General features: G+C 61.8%; 20 protein-coding genes and 1 other RNA gene. 4 read left to right on the top strand and 17 right to left on the bottom strand.

Annotation, left to right across the window (positions count from 1 at the left end):
* The 6 genes from B3M53_RS12835 to B3M53_RS12810 form a co-directional block, all read right to left on the bottom strand.
* Positions 1–719: ATP-dependent helicase (locus B3M53_RS12835; RefSeq protein WP_286800511.1), on the bottom strand; the 719-nt coding region annotated here is incomplete at its 3' end.
* 85 nt (positions 720–804) lie between these two features.
* Positions 805–1119, bottom strand: coding sequence for a HigA family addiction module antitoxin (locus B3M53_RS12830; protein ID WP_160092358.1), 315 nt, complete (start codon positions 1117–1119; stop codon positions 805–807).
* An 11-nt stretch (positions 1120–1130) separates the two neighbouring features.
* Positions 1131–1418, bottom strand: a complete 288-nt coding sequence (locus B3M53_RS12825; RefSeq protein ID WP_273019277.1) for a type II toxin-antitoxin system RelE/ParE family toxin — start codon at positions 1416–1418, stop codon at positions 1131–1133.
* A 41-nt stretch (positions 1419–1459) separates the two neighbouring features.
* A complete protein-coding gene (locus tag B3M53_RS12820) occupies positions 1460–3112 on the bottom strand; it encodes a chloride channel protein (protein ID WP_273019278.1) in 1653 nt (550 codons plus the stop codon).
* Between the two features lie 42 nt (positions 3113–3154).
* Entirely contained in the window at positions 3155–3373 is a 219-nt protein-coding gene (locus tag B3M53_RS12815) for a ribbon-helix-helix domain-containing protein (RefSeq protein ID WP_273019279.1), read from the bottom strand.
* A gap of 5 nt (positions 3374–3378) precedes the next feature.
* Positions 3379–4479, bottom strand: coding sequence for an NADH:flavin oxidoreductase (locus B3M53_RS12810; RefSeq protein ID WP_273019280.1), 1101 nt, complete (start codon positions 4477–4479; stop codon positions 3379–3381).
* A 303-nt stretch (positions 4480–4782) separates the two neighbouring features.
* Here B3M53_RS12810 and B3M53_RS12805 point away from each other — a divergent pair, with 303 nt between their 5' ends.
* Both B3M53_RS12805 and B3M53_RS12800 read left to right on the top strand, forming a co-directional pair.
* Positions 4783–6897 (top strand): TonB-dependent receptor, encoded by a 2115-nt coding sequence (locus tag B3M53_RS12805; protein ID WP_273019281.1) that lies wholly within the window; start codon positions 4783–4785, stop codon positions 6895–6897.
* 137 nt (positions 6898–7034) lie between these two features.
* Positions 7035–7586 carry a cyclic nucleotide-binding/CBS domain-containing protein gene (locus B3M53_RS12800; protein WP_273019282.1) on the top strand — a complete coding sequence of 184 codons (552 nt, stop codon included), beginning with the start codon at positions 7035–7037 and terminating at the stop codon, positions 7584–7586.
* Positions 7587–7780: 194 nt separating this feature from the next.
* Here B3M53_RS12800 and B3M53_RS12795 read toward each other — a convergent pair whose 3' ends face one another.
* Both B3M53_RS12795 and fumC read right to left on the bottom strand, forming a co-directional pair.
* On the bottom strand, positions 7781–7981 hold the full coding sequence (locus B3M53_RS12795) for a DUF4169 family protein (RefSeq protein WP_273019283.1): 201 nt from the start codon (positions 7979–7981) through the stop codon (positions 7781–7783).
* A gap of 49 nt (positions 7982–8030) precedes the next feature.
* Positions 8031–9422: a class II fumarate hydratase gene (gene fumC, locus B3M53_RS12790; protein WP_273019284.1), complete on the bottom strand. Its 1392-nt coding sequence runs from the start codon at positions 9420–9422 to the stop codon at positions 8031–8033.
* A 341-nt stretch (positions 9423–9763) separates the two neighbouring features.
* Between fumC and B3M53_RS12785 the strand changes: the two genes are divergently transcribed.
* Complete coding sequence (locus tag B3M53_RS12785; protein ID WP_022700058.1) at positions 9764–10123, top strand: RusA family crossover junction endodeoxyribonuclease; 360 nt, start codon at positions 9764–9766, stop codon at positions 10121–10123.
* Between the two features lie 54 nt (positions 10124–10177).
* Here B3M53_RS12785 and B3M53_RS12780 read toward each other — a convergent pair whose 3' ends face one another.
* The 6 genes from B3M53_RS12780 to B3M53_RS12755 form a co-directional block, all read right to left on the bottom strand.
* The gene (locus tag B3M53_RS12780) at positions 10178–11389 is read right to left on the bottom strand and encodes a hypothetical protein (protein WP_273019285.1); all 1212 of its coding nucleotides are present in this window, start codon (positions 11387–11389) and stop codon (positions 10178–10180) included.
* 178 nt (positions 11390–11567) lie between these two features.
* The gene (locus B3M53_RS12775) at positions 11568–12221 is read right to left on the bottom strand and encodes a hypothetical protein (RefSeq protein WP_022700056.1); all 654 of its coding nucleotides are present in this window, start codon (positions 12219–12221) and stop codon (positions 11568–11570) included.
* 185 nt (positions 12222–12406) lie between these two features.
* Complete coding sequence (locus B3M53_RS12770) at positions 12407–14080, bottom strand: methyl-accepting chemotaxis protein (RefSeq protein WP_022700055.1); 1674 nt, start codon at positions 14078–14080, stop codon at positions 12407–12409.
* A gap of 122 nt (positions 14081–14202) precedes the next feature.
* Positions 14203–15414, bottom strand: a complete 1212-nt coding sequence (locus tag B3M53_RS12765; protein ID WP_273019286.1) for an MFS transporter — start codon at positions 15412–15414, stop codon at positions 14203–14205.
* On the bottom strand, positions 15407–15850 hold the full coding sequence (locus B3M53_RS12760; protein WP_273019287.1) for a PaaI family thioesterase: 444 nt from the start codon (positions 15848–15850) through the stop codon (positions 15407–15409). The genes B3M53_RS12765 and B3M53_RS12760 overlap by 8 nt, the downstream gene beginning before the upstream one ends.
* Positions 15847–16455: an SspB family protein gene (locus B3M53_RS12755; protein ID WP_286800508.1), complete on the bottom strand. Its 609-nt coding sequence runs from the start codon at positions 16453–16455 to the stop codon at positions 15847–15849. Before B3M53_RS12755 ends, B3M53_RS12760 begins: the two co-directional genes overlap by 4 nt.
* Positions 16456–16817: 362 nt before the next feature.
* Here B3M53_RS12755 and B3M53_RS12750 point away from each other — a divergent pair, with 362 nt between their 5' ends.
* Positions 16818–18326 carry an ATP-binding protein gene (locus B3M53_RS12750; RefSeq protein WP_286800507.1) on the top strand — a complete coding sequence of 503 codons (1509 nt, stop codon included), beginning with the start codon at positions 16818–16820 and terminating at the stop codon, positions 18324–18326.
* On the opposite strand, the gene B3M53_RS12745 is transcribed toward B3M53_RS12750, so the two are convergent.
* From B3M53_RS12745 to B3M53_RS12735, 3 genes are all read right to left on the bottom strand, one after another.
* Entirely contained in the window at positions 18323–19753 is a 1431-nt protein-coding gene (locus tag B3M53_RS12745) for a methyl-accepting chemotaxis protein (protein ID WP_273019290.1), read from the bottom strand. The genes B3M53_RS12750 and B3M53_RS12745 overlap by 4 nt on opposite strands.
* 140 nt (positions 19754–19893) lie before the next feature.
* Positions 19894–20251, bottom strand: a transfer-messenger RNA (tmRNA) gene (gene ssrA / locus B3M53_RS12740).
* A 24-nt stretch (positions 20252–20275) separates the two neighbouring features.
* Positions 20276–21010 carry a DUF6624 domain-containing protein gene (locus tag B3M53_RS12735; RefSeq protein WP_273019291.1) on the bottom strand — a complete coding sequence of 245 codons (735 nt, stop codon included), beginning with the start codon at positions 21008–21010 and terminating at the stop codon, positions 20276–20278.
* Positions 21011–21092 lie beyond the last annotated feature (82 nt).

The following is a 21092-nucleotide window of genomic DNA, read 5'->3' as shown; positions in this document are numbered from 1 at the left end:
TACTCGTCCACCAGCAAATAGCGGAACTTCCTGTGGTAGTCCGCCAGCACATCGTCATGGGTCTGGAAGATGGTGATGTTGTGCAGCAGCAGATCGCCGAAATCACAGGCGTTCAGAACGCTCAACCGGTCCTGGTAGAGCTTGTAGAGCTTTTGCGCCTTGCCGTCGGCGAAGCTCCATTTGTCCTCTTCGGGGATGCGTTCAGGCGTTTGGGCGCGGTTCTTCCAGCCGTCGATCAGGCTCGCGAGATGGCGCGGCGTCCAGCGCTTCGCATCAATGCCCTCGGCCTCGAGGATTTGCTTCAAAAGGCGCAGCTGGTCGTCGGTGTCGAGAATGGTGAAGCTTGATTTCAGGCCCACCAGCTCGGCATGGCGGCGCAGGATCTGCGCGGCGATGGAGTGGAAGGTGCCCAGCCAGGGCAGACCCTCGACCTGTTCGCCGATGATCGCGCCGACGCGGGTCTTCATCTCGCGGGCGGCCTTGTTGGTGAAGGTCACCGACAGGATGTTCCAGGGCTGCGCCTTGCCGGTCGCCAGAATATGCGCCAGCCGCGTGGTCAGAACCCGCGTCTTGCCGGTGCCCGCGCCCGCCAGCACCAGCACGGCGCCGTCCACCGCCTCGACCGCGGCGCGCTGTTCAGGGTTCAACCCGTCCAGATAGGCGGCGTCGGCGCGCGGCGCCCGCGGGGCCGCCTGCTGGGAAAGGGGAACAGAGGACATGACGCACGCTTTCGCAGATCGATTCGCTAAGGAGAACGAAACTAGCACATCCGTTTGCAATGCGTAGGGGCGGCGATGTCATCTCTCAGGCGGACAGGCGCTCGACTTCCGCCTCGATGTCGGACCAGCGACCGGCGCGCAGTTGGGCCAGATCATAGGCCTGCTGAAGGTTCAGCCAGAATTGCGCCGAGGTTCCGAAGGCTGCGGCCAGCCGTACGGCCAGCTCGGTGGAGACAGACTGCTTGCCCGCCACGAACCGCGACAGGTTGGCCGCGCTGATATTAAGCGCGGTCGCGGCCCGGCGCATGGACAAGCCCAGTGGCTCAAGGAATTCCTCAGCTAGATACTCGCCGGGGTGAACGGTCAGCCCTGTGACCAGGGGGGCGTCAATCTTGGTCATTTCAGTCTTCCCTAATGGTAATCGGTGACGGTGACGTCTTCTGGGCCTTGCGCCGTCCACACAAAGCAGACGCGCCATTGATCATTGACCCGGATCGAATGCTGCCCCGCACGGTCGCCTTTCAGGGCTTCCAGCCGGTTGCCGGGCGGTGCCTTCAGATCGTCCAGAGAGGTTGCGGCGTGGAGTGCCAGAAGCTTGCGGGCTACAACACGCTGCACATCCGCCCAGCTGCAGCCTTTGGGAAGCTTGCCGGTCAGAAAGAAGCTTCGGCTCGCCTTGTCCGCAAAGCTCTGGATCATAATGTAACGTAGTGCGTAATGCGCAACAAATCAAGCCGCGCCTAGCGATGCTCTTCCTCGTGCCTCGCCTGCAGCGCGGCGGCATAGGCGGCGTGAGCGTCGGCCTTGGTGATGTAGCCCACAATGGGTTGGTCGCCATGGCGGGAGCGGACCTGGGCGCCGTCGAGTTTTTCCGCTGAGAAGAAGCCCATCACCCGGCCCAGATAATCATCGTCATAGACGCAGGATTCATCGAGCTCGCCGGCTGTGTCATGGCTGTCGAGCGGGGTCATGATGTCGCGCGCGCGAATGGTCTGCAGGATGACGCGGGCATCGCCCTGGGTGAGGTCATAGCCATGGCGCTCCACCTGTTTGTGAAAGAAGCTGCCCTTGGTGACAGACGTGGTGATCACGCTCGCCAGCGACACGCAGACCAGTAGCGCGATCGAGGCTTCATAGCTGGCGGTCAGCTCAAACACGATCAGCGTGGTCGACAGCGGCGCGCCCAGCACCGCCCCGCCGACCGCGCCCATGCCGATCACGGCGAAATAGGCCGAGCCTGCGCTGTCCGGGCCGATCAGGGGCGCGACAAGCGCACCATAGAGCGCGCCCAGCATGGCCCCCAGATAAAGCGAAGGCGCAAAGACGCCGCCGCCGAACCGGAACGCCATGGTGGCCATGGTGGCGATCAGCTTCAGCACGATCAGCGCGGCGAGGGTGGCGATGGCGTAGCCGCCGGCCAGCGCCACGGACGTCGCTTCATAGCCCACGCCCAGCACTTCCGGCGCCAGAACGCCCAGACCGCCAATGACCAGCCCGCCGAAAGGCGGCAGCACCCAGAGCGGGACCGACAGGGCCTGCGCGCGGGTGGCGACCAGGCGCGGCGCGTTGAACGACAACATGATGCAGGCGATGGCCACGCCCGCAGACGCCAGCCCCAAGGGGATGATCGCGATGAAGTCAGCGAGACTGGCGGGCGGGATCTCGGGCACGGTGAAGGCCGGGCTGGCGCCGAAATGGATGCGCGACAGGATCGCGCCGATCACGCTGGAAGCGGCGACGGGACCGATCGAGCGCAGGGCGTAATGGCCCAGCACCACTTCGAACGCGAACAGCGCCCCGGCCACAGGCGCGTTGAAGCTGGCGGCCACCGCCGCCGCTGCGCCGCAGGCGAGCATGATGCGCGCGCCCCGGGCGGGCAGGTTCAGGGGCCGGCTGATGAAGCTGGCGAGCGAGGCGCCCAGATGGACCGACGGGCCTTCACGACCGGTCGAGCCGCCAGCGCCGACGGAGACGGCGTTGATCAGGGCCGACCAGAGGCCGGGCAGAAGCGGCATCTTCCCGCCCTGCGCCGCGCGCGCTTCCATGACGTCTGCGACGCCCTCGGCGCGAGTTTCGGGCAGCCAGTTGGTTTTCAGACCCACATACAGCAGCAGGGAGACGATGCAGCCGCCGGCCACCGGCGCCAGGATGATGTGATGGACCGGCAGGCCAGAGGCCGTGCTGGCCAGGCGTTCGGAAAACTCGCCGAAAGCGACGAACTGCACGGACTGGATCGCCAGCCGCAAGCCGATGGCGGCGTAGCCCGCCACCACGCCCACCACCAGCGCCAGCAGCCAGAGCGCCGGTGAGCGTCCATCGGCGAAACTGTTCTTCAGATACCGAAACAGCTTGTCGAACGGCGATGGCGGCGGCGGGTTGATGGCGGTGCTCATGCCATCTTCAAACCCCGCGCGGGCTATGGCGTCAACTGCGGATCAATCCTGACCTGCGCTGAGCGCGCGATTGAGCGCCCAGACCCGGCAGGCGCTCGACAGGGGCTGGTCGGGCTCGCGTCTCTCGTCAATCGAGGTCACGAGCCCGGCCAGCGATCCGCCGACAATGCTCAGCTCCTTGTCGATCACGGACCAGAATTCCGGCTCCAGAGCCAGAGAGGTCGCGTGTCCTTTCAGGGTGACTGAGCGTTTCTTGAGCATGGTGTCTAGGCCAGTTCTTTCAGCGCTTCGGCGTTGAAGTCTTCAAGTTCGTCAAAACGGCCGTCCTTGACCTTGCGCGCCCAGGCGTAATCAGAAAGCAGCGCACGGCCGACGCCGACCAGCTCGAATTCTCCGGCGTCCAGACGCTCGATCAGCTTGTCGAGGCCGGACTTTTCAGAGGCTTCCCCCATAAAGGCGCCAATGAAGTCACTATTGAGGCCGACCGAGCCCACAGTGATGGTGGGTTTGCCGGTGAGCTTTTTCGTCCAGCCGGCGAGGTTGAGGTCAGACCCCTCGAACTCAGGCAGCCAGAAGCGGCGGGTGGAGGCGTGGAAGATATCAACGCCCGCCTCTGACAACGGCGCCAGAAAAGCTTCAAGCTCAGCCGGGGTTTGGGCCAGCTTGGCGTTATAATCTTGCTGCTTCCACTGCGAGTACCGCAGGATGACGGGCAGGTCTGCGGGAATGCGCGCGCGGACGGCGCGGATGATTTCCTGCGCAAACTCGGTGCGAGAAATCATGTCGCCGCCGTATTTGTCGTCGCGCTGGTTCATGCCGTCCCAGAAGAACTGGTCGATCAGATAGCCGTGCGCGCCGTGCAGCTCGATGGCGTCAAAGCCGATCCTGGCGGCGTTCTCGGCGGCTTCGGCGAAGGCGCGGACGGTGTCGTCGATGTCGGCCTGGGTCATCGGCTCGCCGACTTTTTTGCCGCCGGGCATGAGGCCGGACGGGCTGTCGGACGGCGCTTCAGGGTGCGGGCCCGTGCCGGGCTTGCGCGCCAGACCCACATGCCAGAGCTGAGGCGCGATCTTGCCGCCGGCGGCGTGGACCGCGTCGACAACCTTTTTCCAGCCGGCCAGGGCTTCGTCAGTGTGAAAGTTCGGGATGCCCGGATCAAAGCTGGCGCCGGGACGGTCGACCGTGGTGCCTTCCGTGATGATCAGGCCCACATCATTGGCAGCGCGGCGCTCGTAATATCCGACCACGTCATCATTGGGGACGCCGCCCGGACTCTTGGATCGGGTCATCGGCGCCATGACGATGCGGTTCTTCAGTGAGAGCGAGCCAAGCTCGAACGGTTGGTAGAGGGCGTCTGTGTTGAGCATTGGGATCCCCTGAATGCACGAAAATACCGGACCCAGTTGGATATATCGCGCGCGACAATCAAGGTGCAATCTTGAATAGGGTTATGCCTGCACCCTCTCAATCAGCATATTCTTCAGGTATTTCAGCGCAATACGCAGATAGACCTAGGCAGCAGCTTTTTGAGTTCAGAGCGGCGCCAACGCTGATAGCAGGCGCGAGCAGCTGTAGTTGCGACTGATAATGAGATTGATTATCGAAGTTGTCCCTCTATAACTTCGGCTTGAACGCAACGCATTCTCAATTTCAAATCGGAACTGCTCAGCATGCTGAACTCTCGTGCGCGTATGATGACCGCGCTTGCCGCCCTCTTCACTCTCGGCGCAGCGCCTGTCTGGGCGGCCGAGACCACGGAGCAGGCCGCCGCCGACACGATCACGGTGACGGGCCGCTTCCTGTCGATCGACCGGCTGAACGCGGTGAAGACGCCGACGCCGGTGCTGGACGTGCCGCAAAGCCTGTCCATCGTGACGCGCGCCCAGCTTGAAGATCAGGCCTTCAGCTCCATCGCGGACATCCTGCGCTATACGCCGGGCCTGGCCGTCAGCCAGGGCGAGGGGCATCGTGACGCCATCATCATCCGCGGCAATCAGAGCACGGCGGACTTCTTCCTGGATGGTCTGCGCGACGATGTTCAGTACTACCGCCCGCTCTACAATCTGGAACAGGTCGAGATCCTGCGCGGCGCCAATGCGCTTCTGTTTGGCCGCGGCGGCGGCGGCGGCGTGGTCAACCGCGTCACCAAGACAGCGCAGCTGGACGAGAATTTCGGCGGCCTGACCTCAAGCCTTGATACCTTCGGCGCCTATCAGGTGTCAGGCGATGTGAACTCGGTGCTGTCAGACACCGTGGCCTTCCGCGTCAATGTGTTCGGCGAGCATCAGGAGAACCATCGCGACGTGTTTGAAGGCGACCGGTTTGCGGTCAACCCGACCTTCACCGTCGATCTGGGCGATCAGACCCAGGCCGTGTTCAGCTATGAGTACATCAATGACGACCGGGTTGTGGATCGCGGCGTGCCGTCCGTCACGGTCCTGGGTGGCCCGGACGTGCCGCTGGAGGGGTATCGCGACACCTTCTTCGGATCCGCCGATGGCAACTACACCACGCTGGAAGCCAGCATCTTCCGCACGCGGCTGGATCACACCTTCTCCGATACGCTTCGCGGCAATGTGACGATCCAGTACGCCGATTACGACAAATACTATCAGAACATCTATGCGGCCGGCTTTGACGCCGCCGCCAGCCCGCAGCGGCTGACCCTGGACGGGTATGCGGATGAGACTGCGCGCCAGAACTTCATCGCCCAGGGTAATCTGGTGGGTGAGTTCGATACCGGCGCGTTCAGCCACACCGTCTTGCTGGGTGTTGAGTATGGCGATCAGTCCACTAGCAACGCCCGCATCGACAACACGTTTGCGGCCAGCAATGACGATCAGATCACCATCGACTTCTCCACGCCGGTGACGGTCCCTGACTATGCGTTCGTGGATACGCTGCGCGATAGAGAGTCTGACGTACAGTTCGCCTCGCTGTATCTGCAGGACCAGATTGATCTGACCGAGCAGCTCAAGCTGGTGCTGGGCCTGCGTTTTGACCGGTTTGACGTGGACGTGCTGGACCGTGAAGCGGTGTCGGCGACTGATGACGGCCGCCGCGGCCGGGTGGATGAGGAAGTCTCCCCGCGTCTGGGCCTGATCTACAAGCCGGCGGAGAATGTCTCGCTGTACGCCAGTTATGCGGAATCCTTCCTGCCGAGCGCCGGGGACCAGTTCCTGACGCTGACCCGCACCACCGAAGACGTGCAGCCCCAGCAGTTTGAAAACACCGAAGTCGGGTTGAAGTGGGACTTTACCCGCAATCTGAGCCTGACCACCGCGGTGTTCCGCGTCGAGCGTGGCCTGTTCACCTCTGTGGATCCCAACAATGTGTCCCAGGTCATCACCATTCCGGGCAGCGTGACGGACGGGTTTGAAGTCCAGATCGCCGGCCAACTGACCGACGCCTGGGCGATTAACGCCGGCTACAGCTATCTCGACAGCACGATTGATGGCGGCGGGTTTGACGGAAATCGCACCTTGCAGACGCCTGAACACATGCTCTCGATCTGGAATGAGTATCAGGCCACCGACCAGCTCGCCCTGGCGCTCGGCGTGACCTATCAGGACAGCTATTTCGTGCGCGAGGACAATGCGGTGTTGGTGCCGGACTACACTCGCGTGGATGCGGCGGTGTTCTATGACCTGACCGATCAGACGCGTCTGCAGCTCAATATCGAGAACCTGCTCGATGAAGAGTATTTCCCCGACGCGCATTCCAACGACAATATCTCGACCGGCAAGCCGCTGAATGCGCGGATCACGATCCGCCACCAGTTCTAGGCTCTCAAGCTGACAGATATGAGATGAACCAAGGCGGTGGAGCATGGCTTCACCGCCTTTTCTCCATGCAGGCAAGTTCGCCGCGACCGGAAGTCGCACTAGGTGATGTCGAGAGCTATCTTGAAGGAGACGCGATCATGACATCCGCCCCGACCCGGAACGCCCGCCACGGCCTGCGTTTGCGCGACCGGCCAGAGTTTTCGCGCAAGACGGCCCCTCTGACCATGTCGGCGACTTCCATGGCCAAGGATGCGGTCGCTGAAATGGCCGCGCGCAATTTCGGCTCCGTCATCATCGTGGACGCCGATAACAAGGTCGAAGGCGTGGTGACCGAGCGCGACATTCTGCGTCGTCTGGTCAATGAAGGCCGCGATCCCGCCAAGACGCCATTGTCCGACATCATGACCGCCAATCCGCGCACGGCGCAGGCTGATGACGACATGCTCGAATGGCTGCGCATGATGAGCAATGAGCGCTTTCGCCGCTTGCCCGTGGTCGATGAGGATGGGCGCCTGATCCAGGTGCTCACCCAGGGTGATTTCGTCAGCTATACATGGCCGGACCTGCTCAGCCAGGCGTCCTCGCTGGGCAAGGCGACGGTGATGCGCAACTTCCCTCTGGTGCTGATCGGCGCCGGCATACTGATTTACCCGCTGATCCTGGCGTTGGCGCTGGGCGCGTTCGGTTAGACGCGGGATCGCCTTAAGCTGTTCCAGAAACGGGACGTCCCGAAATGAAAACGGCGGCTCATCGAGCCGCCGTTTTTTATGTCTTCCAACAGAGTGAACCCCCGGGCGAGCGGAGCGAAGACCCGGGGCCTCTATCAGAATTTGGCGCTGAACAGGCAGAGAGGTCCCGGCTCTCCCTTCGGTCGGCCGGGAATTCAGTTGTCTTGAGACCCCTTATCCCCATCGTCCCGCTTGTGCGCCTCAAGCGTTGCCTTGCGTTTGGCTTCGCGCGCTTTTTCAAGCTCGCGCTGGGCCTTGGGCGTTCCGAACTGAACGCGATTGGTCTCGGCCTGCTTGGCCTTGTCTTCACGCGCTTTGCGTTTGCGGACCTGACGCAGATTGATCGGTTGGGTCATGGGGCCTCCAGGCTCCGCCGCCAAAGCGGCGGAGCAGGGTGAGCGAGCCTTATTTCGGGCCGATCATATCTTCAGGGCGCACCACGCGGTCAAACTCGTCCTCGGTGACGAAGCCGAGGCGAATGGCTTCCTCGCGCAGGGTGGTGCCGTTTTCATGGGCGGTCTTGGCGACCTTGGTGGCGTTGTCATAGCCGATGGTGGGCGCCAGGGCGGTCACCAGCATCAGCGAGCGTTCCATGATGTCGGCGATGCGCTGCTCGTTGGCCTCGATCCCCACCACGCAATTGTCGGTGAAGGAGTGGCAGGCGTCCGCGATCAGCTGGGCGCTGGTCAGCACATTGTAGGACATCATCGGCTTGAAGACGTTGAGCTGGAACTGGCCCTGGCTGCCGGCGAAGGTGACCGCCGTGTTGTGGCCCATCACCTGGGCGCAGACCATGGTCATGGCTTCGCACTGGGTGGGGTTCACCTTGCCCGGCATGATCGAAGAGCCCGGCTCGTTCGCCGGCAGGGAGATCTCGCCGATGCCGCAGCGCGGGCCCGAGCCCAGAAGGCGGATGTCATTGGCGATCTTGAACAGCGACACCGCCGCCGAGTTCAGCGCGCCATGCGCCTCGACCATGGCGTCCTTGGTGGACAGCGCCTCAAACTTGTTCGGAGCGGTCACGAAGGGCAGATGGGTCAGCTCCGCCACTTCTTCGGCGAAGGCGTCGGCGAAGCCGATCTTGGCGTTCAGCCCGGTGCCCACCGCGGTGCCGCCCTGGGCCAGCTCGTACAGCGCGGGCAGGGTGGCTTCGACGCGGCGGATGGCGTTGTCGAGCATGTGGACATAGGCGGAGAATTCCTGGCCCAGGGTTAGCGGCGTCGCGTCCATCAGGTGCGTGCGGCCGATCTTGATGATGTCCTTGAAGGCTTCGGACTTGTCATTCAGGGCGTCGCGCAGGGTTTCGAGCGCCGGGACCAGCGTATGCACGAACACTTCCGCCGACGCGATGTGCATGGCGGTGGGGAAGGTGTCGTTGGACGATTGCGACCGGTTCACATGGTCATTGGGGTGAACCGGGTCTTTCGAGCCCACTTCGCCGCCCAGCATCTGGATGGCGCGGTTGGAGATGACCTCGTTGGCGTTCATGTTCGACTGGGTGCCCGACCCCGTCTGCCAGACCACCAGCGGGAAATGATCGTTGAGCTTGCCTTCCGCCACTTCCAGCGCGGCGGCTGCAATGGCGTCGCCCAGTTTCGGCTCGAGATTATCAAGCGCCATGTTCGCCTTGGCGGCGCAATGCTTGACCACGCCGAGCGCCCGGATGAGGGGCAGGGGCTGGGTCTGGCCGCCGATCTTGAAGTTCATCAGCGAGCGCGCGGTCTGCGCACCCCACAGCTTGTCGGCGGGGACTTCGAGGGGGCCGAAGGAATCGGTTTCAACGCGCATCTCGGTCATCGGTCTTTCTCCAGTTCGGCGTGGGCCATGTATGGGGCGTCTATAGGCCCGCAGCGTAAAGGCAGGCAAGCCGCGCCGTGATTGCGCCGTGCTTGAACTACACCTTAATGGCGGTGTGTGAGCGACAGCGGCTGCGCCGGTTGGCGCAAATCAGCCCTCTTCATGTCAGACGGCCTTCGGGTGTAGGATCAGACTTGGCGATCTCGATACTGCACGACGCCTGATGATGCGGGTGGATCTGACGAATCGCCATACGCATCTTGGTTCACAGGGTCCGATATCCCGTTTCACTTGAGTGCCGCGACGTATCGGGATCAGACCACAGGATTGGGAGAGGGAACGTGCAAGCATCCGCCACTGAAGGCTCGCTGAATGTGCGCGTGGACGCGCTGACCTCACAGTCAGCCAAGTTCAAGGATCTGATCGCCGCGTATTTCCGCACCGAGTTCAAGCGTGTGGGCCCCAAATATGGCGCGTTCGAAATCGTGATCGAGATCGAGCATAACGCTGACAGCCCTGTTCACGATGTGGACGCTGTGGCCCGGGCCGTCGTCGAGGCGTTGACCGGCATCGTGTTTCACGATGACAGCCAGGTTCAGCGCCTGCATGTGGAAAAGGTTCTGGGCGAGCGCGTCCGGGTGAAGGTGCGGGCCCGGCCAGTCGCCGCGTTGACTCAGGACATGCATGCAGACGCCGCCTGAACGAAAAACGCCAGGGCCGAAGCCCTGGCGTTTCTGACTGCGTGTTTGGGCCGCCTAGAATTTATAGCCCAGCGTGACCCAGTATTTGGTCTTGTCCGCAGGGGCGTAGCTGGCGTCCGGGCCGTCATAATCGGCCATTTCAAACGAGAGGCTGACATCATTGGCGAAGCTCAGCCGCAGATAGGCGTCCAGCTCTTCACCCAGATCATTGCCGGTGTTTTCAGAGCTGAAATCCCGCCAGATCAGGCCCGCGCGCCAGCCTTCGATGGCTGAAGACTCCACGCTGGCGCCATAGCTGACCTCCACGTTGAAATCTTCCAGCCCGTCCGCGGGGGACGAGCGGCCTCCGCCATGGAACACGTCAGCCCAGCCGGCTGTGCCGTGATTGCCGGCAAGCGGATTGGCGAAAGCAAACGTGCCATCGCCGGTGATCACGTCATAGCCCAGAGCGAAGCGTGCGCCGCCCCGTGTGAACGCGACGCCGCTGTCGATCAGCGTATTGTCATAACTGGCGGTGGCGGAGCCGGAATCGGTCTGCGTTGCGACCATCAGATCATAGCTGACGCCGAACTCGCCGATCTCGGTCGAACCCGTCAGCCGTGCGCCAAACGTTGTGTTGGAGAGGTTTTCACGACCCGTTTCTTCGATATCGATCAGATAGACAAATCCCGCAAGTTTCAGGGCAGGACTGACCGCAAAGCTCGCATTCAGGAGATGAGAGCTCATATCCCAGTTGAAGTCTGTGCCGGGACCGCGATTGAGTTGCCATGAATAGACGTAAGTCGCTTCCAGGGCGCCGCGCTCAAAATTGACCACCGCAGCATCATAGGAGTTCTTGTCCTGACGCCAGCCGGGCGAGCCGATGATGCGGTTGCCGTCAAAACCGATATATTGCCGCCCCACAGTGAAAGACCAGGCTTCGTCCGGGCTGAACGTCAGCTGGGCGCGGTTGAGCTCGGTGAAGTCGGGATCGTTGATCGTGGCGAACTGGGGACGCGGATCCAGACTGGTGTTCCGGTCATCACCGGATAGCGTGATGTTGTTCTCGGCTTCTGCGAGGAAGGTGAACCGATCATCCGCGGGTTTGAACCGCACGCCAACCCGGCTGCGCAAGGTGAGGGAGTCCGCATCCAGCTTGCCGGTCTGTTCCACTGTTTCGTAGCGAGCGCGGAAATCGCCGAAGACTTCGGCGGACTGAGCCAGGGCGGCTTGCGGGACTAGAGCCACGCCTGCGCCAAGCAGCAGGGAGAGTTGAGAAGATTTCATGTCCAGCCCCATCGGTCGAAAACTAAAAAATATTCGGCTGCCCGGTTCTGAGCGGCCTGTGTCTGGGGCTATTAAGAATAAAAATACTTCAATTTTGGTTAGTCAGGTGTTCAGGACAAATGCTGGTCCCTGCCTCCACTTGAAATTGGCTCTCTGGCAGAGGGCTTGAGGGGCAAGCTTACTCGACGGCCTGCACTGCGCGGAGGCGAGGGCGTGCTGATTTGAGCGCGCCGTAGATCAGTCCAAGGACCGCGAGCACGGCCAGACTGTTGATGATCCAGGACAGGATGCGCAGGCGCCCGGCCATGGCGGATGAAACAGCGGGGGCGGCGGCGAGGGCCTCATTGATGTCAGTGATTTGCGCCCGCATCTGGGTATCGAGCCGGGTCATCGCCAAGACCTGATCCTGAACGGCCGAGGTTGAGCGGTCCGTATCAAGCCGTGCGGCTTGCAGGGTCAGGCTGCGAATGGCGGGCAGAGCCTGCTCCAGCGCGTCGAGCGGCGCTTGAAGGTTTGAGCGCGGCGTCGCCAGAGCGCTCATGGCGTCCACGCCAACCTCATACTCTTCAAGATTGATCAGTACGGCCTGCATCCGCAATTGGGACGGCGCACTGATCATCGCATGGGCGTCCCGCATCAAAGAGCTGAGCTCCTTATCAAGCGTCGCGGCGGCGTAGATGCGTTCGGTATTCAGCCGTGACTGGGTTTCAAACTGCCGAATGGACGCGCCGATCAGGATGCTGATCACAGCGTAGGTTAGCAGGAGCAGCAGGGCCAGGCTTGGCAGCGCCTTGCCAACCAGAGGAGAGGGAGCAGACGTCAAGGCAGGCATGGCGGGGCCTCCGTTGAGATGCGCGCCTCGCGTTATCCGAGAATGCGCAATCAGAATTCCCCTAAATTGGCGCCAGCTCTATTAATGCATCCTTTAGCGTGTGTCTTGGTCTTCAGATTGGGGAGGGCGGAGACAAAAAAAGAGGGCGCCGGAGCGCCCCCTTTGCTGACCGTATTTGAGATGCGTTACGAAGCGCGCATCAGCTGCACGAAGCTTTCGAACTCTTCTTTCCAGGCCTCATGCCGGTCCGCCATTTCCTGGGCGGCGGAGAGCACGGATTTGGAAATCTGGTCGGTCTGATGGGTGAACTCCACCACTTTGGCGACGCTGGAGGCGGCGTCGCTGGAGCCTGAATCCGCACGCTGTGCAGATTCGGCGATTTCGGTGGTGGCCACGCGTTGCTGATCGATGGCGGCTGCGCAGCTGGTCGCCAGCTCGCCCAGCTGACGCACGGCCTGCAAGGTGCGGTCCGTGGACGCCGCCGTCTTTTCAGACGCGGACTGAATGGCGTTGATCTGAGCGGAGATCTGCTGGGTTGCGCTGCTGGTCTGCTCGGCCAGTTCCTTGACCTCGCTGGCCACAACCGCAAACCCTTTACCGGCTTCGCCGGCGCGCGCGGCTTCGATGGTGGCGTTGAGCGCCAGAAGATTGGTCTGGTCCGCAATGGTCTCGATCAGCGTGACGATCTCGCCAATGGCCTGGGCCGCTTCAGAGAGCTGGGTCACCACGGTTGAACTTTGCTCGGTTTCCGTGCTCGCCTCATTGGACAGCTCGCTGGTGCGCGTGACCTGTTCGGAGACTTCGCGGATCGAGGCCGCCAGCTCTTCTGAAGCTGCGGCGACGGCCTGAATGCCGGACGCCGCTGCGCCAGACGCGGTTTGCGCGTCACGTGACAGGCCGGACGCTTCGCTGGACGAGCTTTGCATTTGCGAGGCGGAGGAGGACAATTGCTGGGAGGCGGCCATCACCGAGCTCAGCAATTCTGTGGAGCTGGTCTCAAAGCGCAGCACCGCCTCTTCAATATCTTTCTGGCGCTGCAGGCGCTGGGACGCCTCGCTGGCCTGGTTGGCGTGGACCTGGTCGGCATTGCTCAACGCCTCCTGCAAGGTGGCGAGCGCTCGTCCGAGATCACCAAACACATCCTTGCGTGAAGTCTCCTGAATCTTCATGTCGCGTTCGCCGTCCGCCAGCTTGCCGACGAGCGACTGGATCGAGCTGACCGAGCGGCGAATGCTGCCGCCGATAATCTGGGTCATCGCCATCAGGCCCGCAGCCGTCAGGATCAGGGCGATCAGGCTGACCCATTGCGCTACAGACGCCATTTGGTCGCGGCTGGCCCAGGCGGCGTCCAGCAGCTCGCGCTCACCATCCCGAACGATCTCGATATTGGTGTCCATCCGGTCGTCATAGACAGCGAGTTCATCAATGAAACGCTGCATCTCGACGTCGGTATAAGTCGCGATGTTGGCTGCGGCGCCCTGGATCAGCGCGTTCAGACCCGGCACATCCGCGCGGATCGCGGCGAGCGCGGAGCGGAATTCAGGCTTGGTGACGATGGCTTCCACATCCGTCAGCGCGATCTCGAAATCGGTGAGGTTGCCCAGCGCTGCGTCCCGGCGATCAGCCGTGGGCGAGCTGGCCATCAGATAGGTGTCGCGCAGGAGCGAGGTGAGATCTTTTTCGAGACCGCTCGCAGCGACCAGGTTTTCGGTGGCTTGGGTCGCGCGGTTATCCGCCTGCTGGCTGAACACGCCCATCAGGAAGTTCGCGCCCACATAACTTAGCATCAGGATAATGGACGCCCCCGCGATCATGCGCAGACGCGTCGTCATGGAGAACTGATCAAGCTGTTGGATCATAGGGGGCCCCCTGGCTGGCTATGGGATTGCGCGACTTGTTCACAACCCTGGCGTTTGGGCCGCAATCCTTAACCATGCTTAGCAATGACCGCGTTAATATATGTTTGCACAAGAGGGCTGCTTTACTTGCGGCCGCCGGCGATTTTCACGGCGTCGTCTTGCGATCTGAGGCTGAGCATCGCCCAGACGCCAATGATGGGGCCAAGAGCCAGCGGCCAGAAGGCGAACCGCCATCCCGTGAAGTCGGCCCAGACAGGCAGAAGCTGAACCGTGACAAGGGTCAGGGCGAAGCCCAGAGCGGTTTGCAAGGTCAGAATGGAGCCCGCCTTGTCCGGGGGCGCCAGTTCGGCGGCGGCGGCGGAAAATTGCGCGGAATCCGCTATCACCGTCACGCCGTAAATCACAAGCAGGCCAATCATCAGCGCGGCAGGGCCTGACCAGGCCCAGGCGCTGAGCAGGGCGCAACCGCCGCTGAGCGCCATAGCGACGCTTGTCACCAGGGTGCGCCCGACCCGATCTGCGAGCCAGCCTGCTCCCAAGGCGCCCAGCGCCCCTGCCGCAACGATGATGAAAGTGGTCACGGGTGCTGAAAACGCTGAAGAGACGACGGTCTGTTCGGACCAGATGGTGAGAAAGACGCCCACCCAGGCCCAGAACGCATAGAGCTCCCACATATGGCCCAGATAGCCCAGATTGACGCGCGCCAGCGCCGGGTCTGTGAGGCTAAGCTTGATGGCGCGAGGGTCAAATCGCGCTGCGCGTTTGAAGGCCGGTCCCGCCCGCGCGGTCAGGATCAAAGCGGCGCTGGCGAGCGCGGCCAGCCCTGACAGGGCGAAGGGCGCGCGCCATCCCAGGCTTTCGGTGACCACAGGCGCCAGATGCGGGCTGGCTGACCCCAGCGTCAATGCGCCGACCAGCAGCCCGATCAACAGCCCGGTATCGCCCTTGGCCCAGCTGGCGGCGAGTTTCATGCCCACAGGATAGACGAAGGCGAGCGCCGCGCCCGCGCCCAGTCGTGTCAAAGGCATCAGAAGAGAGCCTGGCTCCAGCAGCACGGCCGCCCAGCTCATCAAGGCGGCGACGCCCGCGCCCGCCGCAAAGACATGACGGGCGTCATAGCGGTCCGCCACGCCCAGAACGGCGCTGGTCAGCGCCCCGAGCACGAAGCCAAGCTGGACCGCGCTTGAGAGGGCGGCGCCGGCGAACGGGGTCAAGGCGCCGGTGTCTTGCAAAGCGGGGAGGGCGGCGGCGCCGGCGAACCAGACGGACAAGGCCAGCACCTGAGACAGGGCGATCAGCGCCAGATGACGCGGTTTGCCCGACAGGTCAGCCATGCTCGAACGGGCGCAGCGCGGCTGTCGCCGACGCGGTTGCGCACAACACGCCTTCGGAATTCCAAAGCCAGCCTTCCGTGAAGGCGACGCTGGAGCCCAGCCTGACGACCTGGCCGCGGGCGCGCGCCCGATCCGTCATCAGGGGCCGTAAGAAGCTGGTTTTCATTTCCAGGGTCGGCACGGCGATCTTCAGATCGCCAGCGATGAAGGCCGACAAACTCATGGCCTCGTCCAGAAAGCCTGTGACGATGCCGCCCTGAACAGAGCCGTTAGGGTTGAGAAAGTCCGGCCGGGCTTCAAACCAGGCTTCGACCCAGTGTGCTTCCGGGTCGAGATCAATCAGCGAGAAGCCGAAATGCCTTGTGACCGCAGGCAAATGAGCGGGGTCAGAGAATAGCGCCGTCAGCTCGTCCCGACGCGATCGGGACGCGCTCACTCTTTATTCCGGAAGGCTTCAAGGCTGACCACGGTGCCTTCATGAACTTCATCCTCGCCTGAACCGTCGCCCGGCGTATCGCCGGGAGCGGGGGTGGCGTAATCAAAATGAAGACGAAAGCCGACGCTGGGATCATGAAAACGCGTCACTGCACGCCAGGGAACCTTGAGGTATTTCGGAACGCCGCCGAACTTCAGCGTGACTTCAAACCCGACATCATCAATTTCCAGGTCCCAGAACTGATGCTCCAGGACAATGGTCATCTCTTCCGGGTAGGCGCTGGCCAGAGATTCATCGATATCGCAGCCTGGATCGGTGGTGCGGAAGGTGATGTAAAAATGGTGGGCCCCCGGGAGGCCGTCGCCTGCCGCCCGTTCAAGAGACTTTCGAACCACATCGCGCAAAGCATCCTGTGCGAGCCGTTCATATTGCATCAGGTCTTTCGTCACCTGCATCGCCCTTTCCCAGCCGCGGCAATCAGTCACGAAGGGTACTTGTTCCCAGCGGTGCGTCAATCGGTCGTGGCGGTCGGACACACCTGTGCCTCGCCGGCTGCAAGTCATTTGAAACTCGGCGACCGGCGCGTGTTCATGGCGCTTGATCACCTGAGTAGGATTTTCGAAACCAAACCCTAAGGTCTTTGGTATACTGTGCTCCCATTATCAGCACCGTCGAGACCCGGGACGGGACGGGATGGTGGGGGAGACTGTGGATGCGAGCTGTTCTGCGAGCTGTTTATAGGCGCTATTGGCCGTCGCCTGATGCCAATGACCCTCTCAGCGTGGCGTCTGCGCGAGTTTTATCCGTCTTCAGCGTGCTCGGCGGGCTCAGCTGCTTGGCGGTCAACGTCATCAATCTGCATTTTCTTCCAGACTTCGCTTTTGAAATACTGACCGGTTTTGCTGTGTCCTTCCTCATTCTCGCAGGGCCGTACCTGATTAACGGCCGGCCGCACTATCAAATGCGGATGCGCGTTGTCGGCGTGACGTTCGTGGCGTTTCTGGGCTTGCTGTCGCTACTCAATGGCGAGTTGATAAATGTCAGCAATCTGGGCCTGGTGCCGGCGGTGTTAACGGTCTGCCTGGTGCTGGGCGTGATGGACGGTCTGATGATCGCCCTGTTCAGCATCGGCGTTTACACAGCCACCTATTTCATGACCCGGTTGGGCGGAGACGCCGGACTGTCGCTGGATACGCTTTATGCCGGTCTGGTTCTGTCTCAGGTGTTCGTCTTTCTGTCAGCGGGCTTTTTCCGCGCCAGCATGATGACAGCTGTGGCTGCGCTTGAGGCTGAGAAGGTCAAGGCGGAGCAAGCGAACCAGGCGAAATCCCATTTCCTGGCCAATATGAGCCATGAAATTCGGACGCCGCTCAATGGTGTTCTCGGCATGACAGCGGTTCTGGCGCTATCAAAGCTGGATGATCGTCAGCGCAAGGCGGTGGAGGTGATCCGCACGTCAGGCGATCATTTGCTCTCAACGCTCAATGACATACTCGACCTGGCCAAGATCGATGCGGGTCAGATGGATGTTGAAACCGTGGAATTCACCCTGGGTGAAGTCGCTGAGCAGATTGAGTCGCTGTACGCGCCCCAGGCTGAAGAGTCCGGTCTCAGCTTCTCCCTGCGCTATGAAAATGGCGTCAGCGCTCAGAGCCTGCGGGTCGGAGACCCGACGCGTCTGAGCCAAATTGTCCATAATCTTGTTTCGAACGCCATCAAGTTCACCCGCAAAGGGGGCGTGCGCCTGATTTTCACTGAGGACAAGGCTGCCGAAGAACTGATCCTGAGGGTGCGTGACACCGGCTGCGGAATGACGGCGGCGCAGCTCGATCGCGTCTTCATGCCGTTCACCCAGGCGGATGCATCGACGTCGCGCGAATATGGCGGCACCGGTCTGGGCCTGTCGATCGTCAAGCGTCTGCTGGAAATCATGAAAGGGCGCATTGATGTCGAAAGCGAGCCCGATGTCGGCACGCTGTTCACCGTGTATTTGCCGTTCCGGTCGGTGAAGTCAGAAGACGACCAGGATCTCGACAATACAGAGTGCGAATGCTGCGGCGTCATTCCTGAGGGGTTGAAAGTGCTGGTGGTCGACGATTGCGAGACCAATCAGGCCGTTGCAGCGGGATTGCTGCGCGCCTGTGATGTTGAAGTGGTTCTGGCTGACAGTGGAGAGGCCGCGCTGAAGCAATGCCAGCAGGATGATTTTGATCTGGTTTTGCTGGATATCCGCATGCCGGGACGGGATGGCGTGCAAGTGTTTGGCGACCTGAAATCGGCGCGCCGTGACGATGGCCGCTCCATGCCGCCGGTGATCGCCATGACCGCCAATATCATGGCCCATCAGGTGGAAGGCTATATCGAGGCCGGCTTCACCGACACTCTGGCCAAGCCCTTGCGCCAGGACGTGTTGATACAGGCGATATCTGATGCGTTGGCGGCGCAATGCGCGGCCTTGCCCGCCCGGTCCGCCTAGCTGTCTGAAGCAATCCGGTACGCCAGCCGCAGCCCGCCCCAGTGCCGCCCCGCAATGTAAATGGGGGCGCTGAGATCCTTCATCATGACAAAACGACCGGCGCCCATATCTCTGCGATAGGTCTGCAGCAGAACGGTTTTGGTGTTCTGGCCGGCGCGTAGGCCGACCCGGTCATTGAAGATCCGGCGGTTGCGGCAATTGGCGGCGTTCCAGTCCGGATCCGGGCTCTGGGGCTGTGAGAACTTCTGATTATGGGTGGGCAGATAGCCGTTCCGGTCCACGGCCGCGCAAAACACGATGTCAGGATGCTGGCTGGCGACACGTTCCTGAATGGGCGGTAGCAGGCGGTCAGTCAGAGCTGTGAAACGGGTCATGACTTGCTGCGGATTGGTGCCTTCAATCGGCGTGTAGACCTCGTCAAACAGGTCTTCCAGCTGAGCGTCTCCGGCCGCCAAGGCGTTCTCGAACGCCGCCATGATTTCATCTCTGGCCGATTGCACCATGCCGATGAAGACGCCATCGCGTGTCTGTGCGCCATCAAGCGCGGCCTGTACGACCATGGCGTCGGCATCATCCACGGTCTGGCTGATCTGGGCCGCAGACTGGTCAAGCTGGTCGGAGGACGTGCTGATGACGCTGCTGAGCGTCTGAACCTGTTCGGTCAGGTGTTCTGTGCGTTGCTGGATTTCGCCTGCATCGCGCGCCGCCTCAACACTGGAGCGGGACATGCCGGTGATCGCGTCGGCCATGCCTTGGACCAGCGTGCTGAGATGTCCGGTGGACTGGCTGACTTCATCCCCGGCCTTGGCGGCGGTTTCGCCCAGATTGACGAGCGTATCGCCTTCGCCCCGGATTGCGGTGAGCAGACCCTGAATGGTCAAGGTGGCGTTAGCGGTTTCACTGGCCAGCGCTTTCACCTCGCCGGCCACAATGGCGAAGCCGCGACCGGCTTCGCCCGCACGGGCGGCCTCGATGGTGGCGTTCAGCGCCAGCAAATTGGTCTGGCTGGCGATGCGTTCGATCGTGTTGGACATGTCGCCCACACGATTGAGCGCATCCAGCAGCACGCCGACCTGGCCCTGCATTGCGCCGACGGTTTTGACCAGGGTGGCGATGTCCTGACCTGTTTGCCCCAGCGCCGTGTCTGCATCGGTCATGGCGGTCGCGGCGCTTTGCGAATGCGCTTGCGTCTGTTGGGTGACGGCCAGGATGGACCGGCTCTGGTCAAGCGTCGCGCGGGCGTCCTGATCGAGTGCGGCGAACGCCTCTTTCAGGCTCAGGATGGTGCGGGACGTCTCGTCAATGACCCCCGATACATCGGCCATGGATACGCCAAACGCGGAGAGCGCTTCAGATCCGGTGGGGTCCGGTTGATCTGAAGCGGCTTGGTGTTCGGAAGCGGCGGCGGGATCAGGCCGTGTAGACATGCCGGTTCCAGTGCAGAACGAATCTGGGATCACAGCATCGGCGCGTGAATATTAATAAAACCTTCCAGCCGCGCGCTCGGTCGCGACATGCAGCCCCCTCCTTTAGTCGTAGATGCGGGGCGCTGGAGCTGATGGGGGAAAGTGGAGGCTTCTGTTGCCAGGCGCCTCCGAACCCCGCCTAACCTTGCTAGAGATTAGGACTTAAGTGCGAGATACCCGCGCTGCTATGCAGCGAGAGCGACCTCTTCAGCATAGTTGTCGTTGGCAACTACTATATATGGGCTGGTAACGAAGCCCATTCGGGCGAAAGCCACGTCTTTAGCCATCCGTCGATCCTATTCGGCCCCATGCTCGCCGCCCAACGTGCGGAGGAAGATTTGGTGGAGCCGCCGGGATTCGCACCCGGGTCCGGTCTAGTTATTACACGCGCGTTTATCGCCATAGTCCGCCGGAGCGAACAAACATAATATAGGCGACGCACGCGCCCCGTTAAAGGGGCGGGCGCATTGAAGGCGCCCCTGCTTATCCGCCGCCGGGAAGAGTGCTGCAATCTGGCAGCAGCTCGATGTACTGCGCCAAGGGAGGTAGTCCGACCTCGGCGCGACGCTGGTCCACGACAGGTTCCGGGTCCGCCAAGGGCGTTTGCAAGCGTTGCTCGCCATCGGCGCACTCAAACTGCGAACCATAAGGCTGCGGCGCTCCATCCATCACGGCCAGACGGTCGGTCAGCAAGGCGTAATTGTCGGGTGCAACCTCTCCAGTCACGGTCAGTCGTGCGAAACGGGCATGAACATCGCGCATGAACTCCGGATCGTGTGTGGCGTGCTGTACGATCAGGAAGGCGTCATTGTCGGCTTGTTCGCCATAGTCTGAACGGGTGAACCAGTCGATATCCACAAGGCGGGCCTTCAACCAGGTCGCATTGTCCCGATCTATGCCGTTCATGTGTCGTATCAGACGCAGCCAGGTCAGCGTGGCCTCATTCGGGCCTGCGCCAGGGGTCTCGAGCAAGTCCAGCATCAGCATGCGAACACGCTGATCGCGTTCCGTGCGTTGTCGCAGGATCTCCAGCGTGGCGTCCGGTGTTATGGCTCTGAGATTGGACGCCAGAGCGCGATCCTCTTCGAGATAGGCGTCAAACATATCGTCTGCGCTGGGAGGATTTGAGTCTCCGGGGTCGGCCTGCGCCGAACATGCGCCCAGAAGCGCACTCAGCCCGATCAGGAAGGCGAGGGTGGTGTGTGAAAACGAGCTCATACCAGTCTCCTGAGTTATTATTGTTACAACAATACCTCGAAAACAAAGGTATTCAAGTTTTCGATTTAAGTGGTATCCGGTC

The sequence above is a fragment of the Oceanicaulis sp. UBA2681 genome (genome assembly GCF_002354675.1).
In the GTDB taxonomy this organism is placed as follows: domain Bacteria; phylum Pseudomonadota; class Alphaproteobacteria; order Caulobacterales; family Maricaulaceae; genus Oceanicaulis; species Oceanicaulis alexandrii.
The sequence above is the reverse complement of the archived record's forward strand: the minus strand, read 5'-3'. Positions and strand labels throughout refer to the sequence as shown.

What these genes read in the sequence shown, in the direction of transcription:
- B3M53_RS12820 (WP_273019278.1), bottom strand. Translation starts at nt 3,112, where the DNA reads ATGAGCACCGCCATCAACCCGCCGCCGCCATCGCCGTTCGACAAGCTG.
- B3M53_RS12805 (WP_273019281.1), top strand. Translation starts at nt 4,783, where the DNA reads ATGCTGAACTCTCGTGCGCGTATGATGACCGCGCTTGCCGCCCTCTTC.
- B3M53_RS12780 (WP_273019285.1), bottom strand. Translation starts at nt 11,389, where the DNA reads ATGAAATCTTCTCAACTCTCCCTGCTGCTTGGCGCAGGCGTGGCTCTA.
- fumC (WP_273019284.1), bottom strand. Translation starts at nt 9,422, where the DNA reads ATGACCGAGATGCGCGTTGAAACCGATTCCTTCGGCCCCCTCGAAGTC.
- B3M53_RS12735 (WP_273019291.1), bottom strand. Translation starts at nt 21,010, where the DNA reads ATGAGCTCGTTTTCACACACCACCCTCGCCTTCCTGATCGGGCTGAGT.
- B3M53_RS12800 (WP_273019282.1), top strand. Translation starts at nt 7,035, where the DNA reads ATGACATCCGCCCCGACCCGGAACGCCCGCCACGGCCTGCGTTTGCGC.
- B3M53_RS12745 (WP_273019290.1), bottom strand. Translation starts at nt 19,753, where the DNA reads ATGTCTACACGGCCTGATCCCGCCGCCGCTTCCGAACACCAAGCCGCT.
- B3M53_RS12770 (WP_022700055.1), bottom strand. Translation starts at nt 14,080, where the DNA reads ATGATCCAACAGCTTGATCAGTTCTCCATGACGACGCGTCTGCGCATG.
- B3M53_RS12830 (WP_160092358.1), bottom strand. Translation starts at nt 1,119, where the DNA reads ATGACCAAGATTGACGCCCCCCTGGTCACAGGGCTGACCGTTCACCCC.
- B3M53_RS12825 (WP_273019277.1), bottom strand. Translation starts at nt 1,418, where the DNA reads ATGATCCAGAGCTTTGCGGACAAGGCGAGCCGAAGCTTCTTTCTGACC.
- B3M53_RS12765 (WP_273019286.1), bottom strand. Translation starts at nt 15,414, where the DNA reads ATGGCTGACCTGTCGGGCAAACCGCGTCATCTGGCGCTGATCGCCCTG.
- B3M53_RS12775 (WP_022700056.1), bottom strand. Translation starts at nt 12,221, where the DNA reads ATGCCTGCCTTGACGTCTGCTCCCTCTCCTCTGGTTGGCAAGGCGCTG.
- B3M53_RS12750 (WP_286800507.1), top strand. Translation starts at nt 16,818, where the DNA reads ATGCGCGTTGTCGGCGTGACGTTCGTGGCGTTTCTGGGCTTGCTGTCG.
- B3M53_RS12815 (WP_273019279.1), bottom strand. Translation starts at nt 3,373, where the DNA reads ATGCTCAAGAAACGCTCAGTCACCCTGAAAGGACACGCGACCTCTCTG.
- B3M53_RS12795 (WP_273019283.1), bottom strand. Translation starts at nt 7,981, where the DNA reads ATGACCCAACCGATCAATCTGCGTCAGGTCCGCAAACGCAAAGCGCGT.
- B3M53_RS12810 (WP_273019280.1), bottom strand. Translation starts at nt 4,479, where the DNA reads ATGCTCAACACAGACGCCCTCTACCAACCGTTCGAGCTTGGCTCGCTC.